Raw genomic sequence first — 10674 nt, forward strand, 5'->3', positions numbered from 1 at the left:
GCCGCTCCTGCTGGGCGGCGATGGCGGCGAAGTCGGGCAGCTGCGGCGCGGGCGCGGCCTTGGAGCCGGGCTTCCAGCCGGGCGGCAGCGCGCGTGGCACCCAGTCGGAGTACAACCGGGCCCATGTGCCGTCGGCGATGATCGCGTCGAGCCCGGAGTTGAGCGCGTCGATCAGCGGCTGGTTCTCCTTGGCCACCGCCCAGGCGACGAAATTGTCCAGGCTGAAGGTGTTCTCGATGATCTGCGCGGGGTCGCCGGCCTGGACGGTGCCGGACGCCTGCTGCGAGGGCGCCACCCACGCGTCGATCTGCCGGGTCTTGAGGCTGGCGTAGACGGTGTTGTAGTCCGGGTACTTCACCGGGTCCAGTCCGAGCGTCTTGACGACGTACTCCTCCTGCACGGTGCCTTGCACGACGCCGATCCGCTGACCCGCCCGCAAATCCGAGAAGCCGGTGATCGCCGATCCGCTCGGCACCACCAGCGAGAAGTAGCCGAAGTCGTAGCCGTTGGTGAACCCGACGGTCTGCCGCCGGGCGTCGGTGGTGGTGATCGACGACGAGCCGACGTCGAAGCGCCGCGCCGCGGTCTGGGCGAGCAGTCCGGAGAACTCGGTGCCCACGAACTCGACCCGCAGCCCCAGCTTGTCGGCGATCGCGCGCAGCAGTTCGTTGTCGAATCCGGTGAACTGTCCGGCCGAGTCGATGCAGATGCTCGGCGGCGCGTCGGACAGCGTGCCGACGGTCAGCACGCCGGGGCGGCTCAGGTTCAGCGCGCCTTTGTCGACGCGGTCCAGCGGTGTCACGTTCGGTGTGGTGTACCGGTCGGCGCCGGGACCCTGATCCGCCGCAGCGAGGTTGGTGGGCAGCGCGCTGGCGCTCTGCACCCCCGGCGGCGCGCACTGGTCGGTCTGCGCGGCGGCCGGTGCGGCGAACCCGAGGCCGGCGACCATCGCCCAGACCATCAGGACGGTCGCCGCCACCGCGGGAAGTCGTCGGGCGCTCATGAAGGCAACCTATCGGCCGCCCGCCTCAGGGTGCGCCGGTAGGCCTCAATGCGATCGCAAGTCGCCCAGGACGCCGCGCCGGGTCAGTTCGGCGATCATGATCGTGGCCATCAGTTCAGCCCGGTGCGCCCACACCGCCCGCGCCGCGTCGGGGTCGCCGTCGCGGATCGCCCGGGTCTCGTCCTCGTAGCCGGGCAGGAACTCCTGCTTGCTCTTCGGGTAGGTGGTCCAGAATTCCGACGGCGCGAAGCTCTGCGCGGCGCGGATCGCGGCCTGCAGCCGCGGGCCTGCGTACTCGTCGTTGACGGTGTCGCGGTAGTGCCAGCAGGCTTCCTGGAACGACCTCGGATCCTTCGCCGAACGCAGCGCGTGCAGCGCGCTGTCGAGCCGGGCGAGCAGCCGCGGCGTGGGGTCCGTCGCGGCACGCGCAGCGGCGAGGCCGTTCAGGATCCCGTACAGCTCGTGGTGTTCACGTAGCGCGGCCTCGTCGAACGGCTCGACGAACGCGCCGCGGTGGTACCGCGTCGACACGATGCCGTCGTGCTCGAGTTGCACCATCGCCTCCTGGATCGGCACCCGGCTCAGGCCGAGGTCCTTGGCGATCTCGTTGCGGTCGATGCGGTCACCGCCGCGCAGCTTGCCCGTCATCACCAGGTTGATGACGTGCGCGACGACTTGGTCCTTCTCCTTGACCCCGTACTTCTTCGGCATTCGCGCTGACCCCCCAGTCGGCTGGCGCTCAGTGTCTCACGGGGTCAGGCGGGCGGGGTCAGCCCGCCCGCTCGTCGCGCCACCGGCACAGCGCCTCGGCGGCCGACAGGTCGTAGTCGGGGCCGTTGACGCCGATGGTGAGCAGGGTGACGCCCAGCCCGACGAGCGCGTCGGCCTCGGCGAGCATCGCGTCGTGTCCGCGTTCGGGCACTCCGGAGGAGCGTTCGACGGCCGACGGTTCGCGGCCGACGTCGGCGCAGTGCCGGTCGAGCACCTCGGCCTTGCCGGGGTAGGTGCTGCGGTCGGTGAAGCCGTGCCAGATGTCGGCGTACTCGGCGACCATGCGCAGCGTCTTCTTCTCGCCCTGCCCGCCGATCAGGATCGGGATGTCGCGGGTGGGCGCGGGGTTGAGCTTGGCCAGCCGGGACTTGATGCGCGGCAGCGCCGCCGCGAGGTCGTTCAAACGGCTGCCCGCGGTGCCGAAGTCGTAGCCGTACTCGTCGTAGTCCTTCTGCTTCCAGCCCGAACCGATGCCGAGGATCAGCCGGCCTTCGGAGATGTGGTCGACGGTGCGCGCCATGTCGGCCAGCAGTTCCGGGTTGCGGTAGGAGTTGCAGCTCACCAGCGCGCCGATCTCGATGCGCGAGGTCTGCTCGGCCCACGCCGCGAGCATGGTCCAGCATTCGTAGTGCGCGCCCTCGGGGTCGCCGTAGAGGGGGAAGAAGTGGTCCCAGTTGAAGGCGACGTCGACGCCGATGTCCTCGCAGCGCCGGACGGCGTCGCGGATGTGGCGGTATTCGGGGGAGTGCTGGGGCTGGAGCTGAACGCCGATGCGCACGGGGCGGGTTGAGGCTGAGGTCACCTCGCCACGGTAACCGCTGCCGGACAGCGGGCGCCGCGACGTTCAGCCGAATCGCAGCTGGATTCGATGGTCTTCGTCGGTGACGTAGTAGGTCTGTCCGCCTTCGACGGCGAGGCCTTCGACGTTGCGGAGGTCGGGGAAGTCGCGAACCAGCTCGGCGTGCACGGGGCCTGCGTGCTGGTCGTCGCCGGGCAGGGTGAAGCGCCAGTGCGCACAGTGCGCGTCGGCGCCCTCGGGGTGATCTTCGAGCAGCACCGAGCCCTTGCCTGTCGCGTCGATCGAGCCGACGATCGCGTCGTAGACGTCCTCGCCCGACCGGGACAGGGCACGGAAGCCGACGAGCGCGCCCGGCGGGGACACCCCCGCCAGTTCCCATACCCGGACGACGGTCGGCGCGTCGGCCTCACCGTCGAACATGGCGGGCACGCCGGACAGCTCGACGAGGATCGGCTCTCCTTCCGCGGTCGACGGGAAGCGCAGTGCCAGCAGGAGATTGCCGTTCGGGCGGAAGGCGGCGCCCTCGATGTTGACCGGCACGTCGCGCTCGGTCAACCGGTCGACCCAGCTCTTGTCACGCTGGGTGCCGCGTTCGATGGTGCTGGCGATGAAGCGGGTGCGCACGGTGTCGCCCGGGGTGATCGCGACGACGTGGGACGCGTCGAGCGCGTCGTTGATCAGCCGGTGCAGCCCGAACTTGTTGCGTCGGATGTCAAGGGGCAGCTCGGCTTCGGGCACTGTGCGGTCGATCGACTGTTCGTCGAAGCGGGCGATGAAGGCGCGCTTGGCCTGTAGCGGTCCGCCCTTGGACCCGTAGTGCGACCCCACCACGTAGACCCAACCGGCGTGCCGCGCGACCGCTTCGGCGTCCTCGGTGCGTCCCTTCTCCCGGCCGGCGACGGCAGGCAGCGGGTGGATGTCCCAGCCGCTGTCCGGCGCCGCGCCGCGGGCGTGCCCGAGCACGGCGATGCAGTCCTCGGCCGCACCTTCGTCGAGTACGGTCCAGAAGCCGAGGTCCCAGCCGTGTGCGTCCAGCAGCGCGTCGTTGTCGACGTGCACGAGGTCCGAGGCCTCATTGCCCTCATGGGCGAGGTCGATGCTGACGAGCTCGGCCGGCGACATCCGCCGATGTTAGCGGCCCGCCGCTCACACGCCGATCTGGCCGTCGGCCTTCCACACCGCGACCACCGACGGCCGCGCCGTGCCGTTGCCGCCCTCCGGCCAGCGGGACTTCGGGTTGTCGATGCTGTTGTCGTCGAACTCGCCGGGATGCTGCACGCTGACGGTGACGAGGTCGTCGGTGATCACCGGGCCGCAGGTCTCCGCACCGAGCGGCACGGTGAGGAATTGCTTGGTCTCCCCGCGGTTGGGCCCGTCCAAAGCGACGGCGAACAGGCCGTCGTTGGAGTCGAGCGCATTGCCGTCGGTGGAGATCCACAGGTTGCCGTGGCTGTCGAACGCCAGGTTGTCCGGGCACGAGATCGGGCTGACCTTCGTCTTGTCGAACCCGGCGAAGTAGGTGTCGGCCGCGGCGGGGTCACCGCACACCAGCAGCAGGTCCCAGGTGAAGTCGGTGCCGGTGTGGTTGTCGGTGATCTCGAGGACCTGCCCGCTCTTGTTGTCGTTGCGGGGGTTGGCCGCATCGACCGGCGCCTCACCCGGAGCGCCGCGCTCGTCGTTGTTGGTCAGCGCGACGTAGACCTTCCCGGTCTTCGGGTCGGCCTCGAAGTCCTCCGGGCGGTCCATCTTGGTGGCGCCTGCCTTGTCGGCGGCCATCCGGGTGAACACCGCCGCCTCCTGCGCGGTGATCCCGGGCACCAGCGACTCGGCCTGCCCGTTCGGGCCCGAGCGCAGCAGCGGCAGCCAGGTGCCGGTGCCGCTGAACGAACCCTTGGCGGGCAGCTTGCCCGACCCGTCGATCTCGCCGGCCGGGATGTCACTGGTCAGCTTGGCGACGTACAGCGTGCCCTCGTCGAGGATGGCCATGTTGTTGGCCATGGCGGCCGGCTCGCGGCCGGGCTGGATCTTGCGGCTCGACACGAACTTGTACATGTAGTCGAAGCGTTCGTCGTCGCCGGTGTAGGCGACCACGGAACCGTCGCCGGTGACGTAGATGTTGGCGCCCTCGTGCTTGAGCCGGCCCATCGCGGAGTGCTTCACCGGTGTCGACGCCGGGTCCCACGGATTGAGTTCGACGACGTAGCCGAAGCGGTTGACCTCGTTCGGGGACTTCGACACGTCGAAGCGGGGATCGAAGGTCTCCCACAGGAGTTCGGACGGTTCGAGCGCGACGCCGTAGCGGTCCTGGCGGTCGGCGTCCACCGGGCTGGGCTTCGGCGCACCTTCGGCCGCCCCGAAGTAGGAGTGGAAGTTCTCCTCGCCGGACAGCACGGTGCCCCACGGGGTGACGCCGCCGGCACAGTTGGCGAAGGTGCCGAGCACGGTCCGGCCGGTCGGGTCGGCCGCCGTCTTGACGAAGTCGGTGCCGGCGGCGGGGCCGGTCAGCGTGAACGGGGTGTCGGCGGTGATGCGGCGGTTGTAGCGGCCCATCACGGGGCGCAGGCCGCCGCCGGGCGCCCGCTCGACCTCGACGACGCCCATGCCGATCGCGGCGATCTCGATGTCGAACTGCTCTCGCGTCGGGGCGTCGGCTTTGTAGCCGGGGAACATGAACTGCGGCGTGACGTACTCGAAGTTGGTGACCAGCAGGAAGTGGCCGGGCGTGCCGTCGACCGGGAGCAGCGCGGCGAAGTCGTTGTTGAAGCCGAACTGTCCGCGCTGCGCGGCGGCGGTCTGCTTGGTGACGTCGAACTTCGGCGCACCGGGCAGCACCGGGTCGCCCCAGCTGATCACGACGCCCTGCTGGTACCCCTCGGGCACGACGACGGCGTCCTCGCTGTTGGGGGCGACGGCGCTGAACTTCATTCCCGGCGGCGTCTCGGGTGGGGCCGACGTGGTGGGCGAGCCCTGGGGCGCATCCTCGGTGCCGCAGGCCGCGAGCACGGATCCCGCGCCGACGGCCAGCACGGTCACGCCGGTGGCCCGGATCATCGAGCGGCGGGAGACCGCCTTGACGATGTCGCCGAAGTACTCGTTGTCGCTGGTGTTCGGCGCGGGCTTGGAGCAGGCGTCACCGCACTTGTAGCGGCAGGTGATGTGTTGTCGCGAGGACCGGCCGTCGTGGGAGACGAACAGGTTCAGTGGCACAAGCGCCATGGGGGCAGTTTCCTTCCACTCACCGGCCGCGGGCTGGGCGGTCGGGACCAGCCGAAACCTACGGCAGGCGGGTCGACGTCCGGGAAGCATTGGGTGAACAGCAGGCGACGTGTGGCCTTCACGGCGTTCGGATGCGGAGCTCGAGCCGGTCGGCCCGTAGGCAGACCACCTCGATGATGCGGTGCCAGTCGCCGATGGTCAGCTCGAGCTGTCGCATCGCCTCGTCGACCGTCCACGAGCCGGGCCTGCCGTTGACGTCGGGCGTCGACGGACCCCAGTCGAGGAAGGTGCCGTCGGCGCCGAACTCGACGCCGCCGCGGCGGCGGGACGGCGGGAAGTCGTAGTCGTCGGGGCGGTACACCCGGATGCCTTCGTGGTCCTCTTCGAAGGAGTGGCGCCAGCGGCCCTCCATGGTGGTCACTGTGCGTATCCACTGGCGGTCATGTTTGCTCCCGTCGATCGTCTCCCGACGATCACACGGCGGCGCCCGCACGGCGTGAGTAGTGGACTACGCGAGCTCTTCGCGCAGGATCTCGATCAGTCGGAGCGGCTGGTCGCCCTGCACCGAGTGCCCGGAATCGGCGACGACGACGGTGCGCAGGAAGCCGGGTGCGTTGCGGCTGAACGCCTCGGCGTCCTCGTCGTTGACGAAGTGCGAGTTCGCGCCGCGCACCAGCGTGGTGGGCATGGTCAGGGCTGGCACGTCGTCCCACAGCCCCTCGAAGCCGTCGCCGGTGCGGAAGGAGTCGTACCGCCACGTCCAGGTGCCGTCGTCGAGCTGCTTGGTGTTGTGGAACACGCCGCGCCGCAACGATTTCGGGTCGCGATGCGGGGCCGCGGCGACGGTGACGTCGAGCATCGCCTGGAAGCTCGGGAAGGTGCGGTCACCCTGAACCAGCGCGACGGTGCCCTTCTGCGCATCGGTCATCTCGGTGTGCCGCTCGGGCGCCGACGGCGTGACGTCGACCAGCACCAGCCGGGGCACGAGGTCGGGTTCGGCGGCGGCCAGCCGGATGGCGGTGAGGCCGCCCAGCGACATCCCGACGATCAGGTCGGCCGACGCCGCGAGCTCACGCAGCACCGGGGTGATCGCGACGGCGTTCTCCCGCGGGCCGTAGTCGCCGTCCTCGCGCCACGCGGACCGGCCGTGGCCGGGCAGGTCGATTGCCAGGGCGGGTTGCCCGAGGCCCAGGATCACGGTGTCCCAGGTGTGCGCGTTCTGCCCGCCGCCGTGCAGGAACACCACGCGCGGCGATGCGTCGCCGAACTTCAGTGCGCTGATCCCGCCGCGGTGGACGCGCTGCGCCGGAGGAATCTCGGAGACGCCCGCCTGCTCGGCGTTCTCGGGCAGCAGCGCGAATTCGTCGAGGGTCGGCAGTTGATCGTCGGTGATCACGCCGCGGACCTTACCCATGAAATGACTCTGCGCCCAGGGCGAACAAGTGCGAGAGACGCACGCCCTGAGCGCAGAGTCAACGGGAAAGAGTCAGCCCTCGATGAAGCTCTCGAGCTGCGTGCGGGCGATGTCGTCCGGCAGCTGCTGCGGCGGGCTCTTCATCAGGTACGCCGAGGCGGCGACGACGGGGCCGCCGATGCCGCGATCCTTGGCGATCTTGGCGGCGCGCACCGCGTCGATGATGACGCCTGCGGAGTTCGGCGAGTCCCACACCTCGAGCTTGTACTCCAGGTTCAGCGGCACGTCACCGAAGGCGCGGCCCTCGAGGCGCACGTAGGCCCACTTGCGGTCGTCGAGCCAGCCGACGTGGTCGGACGGTCCGATGTGGACGTCCTTGGTGTTGAACTCGCGCTGCAGGTTGGAGGTGACGGCCTGCGTCTTGGAGATCTTCTTGGACTCCAGCCGCGAACGCTCGAGCATGTTGAGGAAGTCCATGTTGCCGCCGACGTTGAGCTGCATCGTGCGGTCGAGCTGCACGCCGCGGTCCTCGAACAGCTTGGCCATCACGCGGTGGGTGATGGTGGCGCCAACCTGGCTCTTGATGTCGTCGCCGACGATCGGCACACCGGCGTCCTCGAACTTCTTCGCCCACACCGGGTCGCTGGCGATGAACACCGGCAGCGCGTTGACGAACGCCACACCGGCGTCGATCGCGCACTGGGCGTAGAACTTGTCGGCCTCTTCGGAGCCCACCGGCAGGTACGACACCAGCACGTCGACGCGGGCGTCTTTGAGCGCCTTGACGACGTCGACGGCCTCGGTGTCGGACACCTCGATGGTCTCGGCGTAGTACTTGCCGATCCCGTCGAGCGTCGGGCCGCGCTGCACCGTCACATTGGTCGGCGGCACGTCGGCGATCTTGATCGTGTTGTTCTCCGACGCGAAGATCGCCTCGGACAGGTCGAACCCGACCTTCTTGGCGTCGACGTCGAATGCGGCGACGAACTTGACGTCGCGCACGTGGTACTGGCCGAGTTTGACGTGCATCAGACCGGGCACGGTCGCCGTCTCATCGGCATCGTGGTAGTACTGCACGCCCTGCACCAATGAGGACGCGCAATTGCCCACACCGACGATGGCGACCCTGACTTCTGAATTCGATGTCGCCGGCTGGCCGGCTCCGACGTGCTCGGTCATGTGGACGTTCTCCCTCTCGATACTGATTCGGTACTGCTCAGCTGTATTGGTTTTCTCACGCGTTGTCAGCGCGCCCCTGGCCCTGACGTTCTGCCGCGATCAGCTCGTTGAGCCACTTCACTTCTCGTTCGCTGGACTCCAGCCCGAGCTGATGCAGCTGGCGGGTATAGCGATCGAATGAGCTGCTGGCCCGTGCAACTGCTTCACGCAGGCCTTCCCGGCGTTCCTCCACCTGACGACGGCGCCCCTCGAGGATCCGCATCCGGGCCTCGGCCGGGGTGCGGTTGAAGAAGGCCAGGTGCACTCCGAATCCGTCGTCGGAGTAGTTCTGGGGACCGGTGTCGGCGACGAGTTCGGTGAACCGCGCCTTGCCGGTGTCGGTGAGCCGGTAGACCCGCCGCGCGCGGCGGCGCGTGAGCGTGCCCTCGGGCGCGGCGTCCTCGGCGATGAGGCCGTCGGCCTGCATGCGCCGCAGCGCCGGGTAGAGCGAACCGTAGGAGAACGCCCGGAAAGCGCCGAGTAAACCGGTCAGGCGTTTGCGCAACTCGTAGCCGTGCATGGGCGACTCGAGCAGAAGACCCAGAATGGCGAGCTCCAGCATCGATTCACCCCCTTCGGCAGAAATTTGCTCGCGCCGTTACGACGCTTCAACACCTCGGCCAACTGTATCGCGCCGATATATATGACGCTACATCAGCGCGCACATTCGTTCACCCGCGGTTCACCCGCGGTGGCGGTCAGGAAGCCCGATAGACGTCCTTGAGTTCGCCGTCGGGGGTGAGGGTGAAGTGCCCGTCCTTGAACTCGCCGTCCACGTAGACCATGAGCCTGACGTCGCCGGGCGTCAGCGGATCGTCGGAGGGACTGATGTCCAGCCGCAGTTGGGCCGGATCGTTGGCCGGAAGCCCGACCGTCTGCGGACCGCCGCGCATCGCCCCGAGCACCGCCTCGACGTTGAACCTCGCCAGGTCGATCGGGCGGGCGTCGGAGTCGGTGTTGGACTCCGACGGATCGTCACTCCAACCGCCGGCGTAGGTGTACATCAACGTGCGGCGGGCGTCGCGGGGGTCGGGGATCCGCAGATAGGCCTGGTCGGGCCGGATGTCGAGTTCGAAGCCCTCGGTGCTGCCGAACTTCTTGCGCATCTGCTCGAACAACCCGTTGATGCCGCCGAGGGACAGCAGCTGCCGCGGCGGGGTGAGCACACGCGCGGGGATGCCGTCGGCCTTCGCGCCCGGATCGGTCTCGAAGCTCAGCGGCGAACTGGTGTTGCCGTACAGCCCCCAGCCGACGGCGATGCCGAAGAGCACCAGCACCGCCGCGGTCGCCAGGCGCAGGCCCCAGCCGGCGCCGGTGCCGGGCTGGGGCAGCTTGCGGGGCTCCTTGAGATCGCGCATCTGCGCCGGTGCGGCGGTCTGCAGATCGCTCATCAACGCCTGCAGGTCGCCGAGCGTGGCGGCATTGGTGGCGGCCTTCACCCGTTCGCCGTGCTCGGTCATCGACAGCTGACCTTCGGCCAGCGCGGTGTCGAGCACCTTGCACGTGTCGTTCCGGTCGGTGTCCCTCGCTCGGGTGCCAGACGTCCGCCGCCCCGATCCCGCTGTCGCCACGACGATGATCGTAGGGCCATCGGCGCAGTCCAGACGGGTCAACCCGGACGTGCCGATGCAGTCGGCCTTCGGTGGTCGTGGCCCCGACGTACTCTGGTCTCCGTGCGACTGCAGCGACAGGTGGTGGACTACGCCCTTCGGCGGCGGTCTCTGCTGGCCGAGGTGTACTCGGGACGCACCGGTGTCTCGGAGGTCTGCGACGCCAATCCTTATCTGCTGCGGGCCGCGAAGTTCCATGGCAAGCAGAGCTCGGTGATGTGCCCGATCTGTCGCAAGGAGCAGCTGACCCTGGTGTCGTGGGTGTTCGGCGATCACCTCGGCGCGGTGTCGGGGTCGGCGCGTACCGCCGAGGAGCTCGTGCTGCTGGCGACCCGATTCGACGAATTCTCCGTACACGTGGTGGAGGTATGCCGGACCTGCGAGTGGAATCACCTTGTGAAGTCATATGTGCTAGGCGCGATTCCACCCCCCAAGAAGTCGCGCGGCACCCGAACGGCGCGCAGTCGTGCGCGCACGGCCAGTGAATAGCGAAGGGCGCCACGACCGGTCAGCCAGCGATGCCCGCAAGGGGCAGGCGGCTGAGCGCGGCGGTGCGCCCACACCTGGTTCTCCGAGTGGTCCGCCGCCGTGGGGGCGTTCCCAGCGGCCCGGCCAGGGCCCGGCCCGCCGGCCCGGTCCGCCC

The 10674-nt window shown here is 69.1% G+C and carries 11 protein-coding genes; 1 reads left to right on the forward strand and 10 read right to left on the reverse strand.

The genetic code is table 11. From position 1 onward, the window contains the following. The 10 genes from Q2100_RS26135 to Q2100_RS26180 all read right to left on the reverse strand — a co-directional run. A partial coding sequence (locus tag Q2100_RS26135) for an ABC transporter substrate-binding protein (protein ID WP_302916409.1) occupies nt 1-1003 on the reverse strand: 1003 nt, incomplete at its 3' end. Nucleotides 1004-1048: 45 nt separating this feature from the next. Further along, on the reverse strand, nt 1049-1714 hold the full coding sequence (locus tag Q2100_RS26140; protein ID WP_302916410.1) for a GntR family transcriptional regulator: 666 nt from the start codon (nt 1712-1714) through the stop codon (nt 1049-1051). Nucleotides 1715-1772: 58 nt separating this feature from the next. Further along, nucleotides 1773-2576, reverse strand: a complete 804-nt coding sequence (locus Q2100_RS26145; protein WP_302916411.1) for an LLM class F420-dependent oxidoreductase — start codon at nt 2574-2576, stop codon at nt 1773-1775. Nucleotides 2577-2618: 42 nt separating this feature from the next. Then, entirely contained in the window at nt 2619-3695 is a 1077-nt protein-coding gene (locus Q2100_RS26150) for a hypothetical protein (RefSeq protein ID WP_302916412.1), read from the reverse strand. A gap of 24 nt (nt 3696-3719) precedes the next feature. Further along, a complete protein-coding gene (locus tag Q2100_RS26155; protein WP_302916413.1) occupies nt 3720-5789 on the reverse strand; it encodes a PhoX family protein in 2070 nt (689 codons plus the stop codon). Between the two features lie 118 nt (nt 5790-5907). Continuing rightward, complete coding sequence (locus Q2100_RS26160; RefSeq protein WP_264013462.1) at nt 5908-6210, reverse strand: hypothetical protein; 303 nt, start codon at nt 6208-6210, stop codon at nt 5908-5910. Between the two features lie 87 nt (nt 6211-6297). Then, on the reverse strand, nt 6298-7203 hold the full coding sequence (locus Q2100_RS26165; RefSeq protein WP_302916414.1) for an Rv0045c family esterase: 906 nt from the start codon (nt 7201-7203) through the stop codon (nt 6298-6300). Nucleotides 7204-7275: 72 nt separating this feature from the next. Then, nucleotides 7276-8382 carry an inositol-3-phosphate synthase gene (locus Q2100_RS26170; protein ID WP_302916415.1) on the reverse strand — a complete coding sequence of 369 codons (1107 nt, stop codon included), beginning with the start codon at nt 8380-8382 and terminating at the stop codon, nt 7276-7278. 55 nt (nt 8383-8437) lie between these two features. Continuing rightward, a complete protein-coding gene (locus tag Q2100_RS26175) occupies nt 8438-8983 on the reverse strand; it encodes a PadR family transcriptional regulator (protein ID WP_264013465.1) in 546 nt (181 codons plus the stop codon). Between the two features lie 136 nt (nt 8984-9119). Continuing rightward, complete coding sequence (locus Q2100_RS26180) at nt 9120-9992, reverse strand: DUF1707 SHOCT-like domain-containing protein (RefSeq protein ID WP_302916416.1); 873 nt, start codon at nt 9990-9992, stop codon at nt 9120-9122. 102 nt (nt 9993-10094) lie between these two features. Between Q2100_RS26180 and Q2100_RS26185 the strand changes: the two genes are divergently transcribed. Further along, entirely contained in the window at nt 10095-10520 is a 426-nt protein-coding gene (locus Q2100_RS26185; protein WP_264013468.1) for a DUF5318 domain-containing protein, read from the forward strand. Nucleotides 10521-10674: the final 154 nt, after the last annotated feature.

It is taken from the genome of Mycolicibacterium arseniciresistens (assembly GCF_030519285.1).
Classification (GTDB): domain Bacteria; phylum Actinomycetota; class Actinomycetes; order Mycobacteriales; family Mycobacteriaceae; genus Mycobacterium; species Mycobacterium arseniciresistens.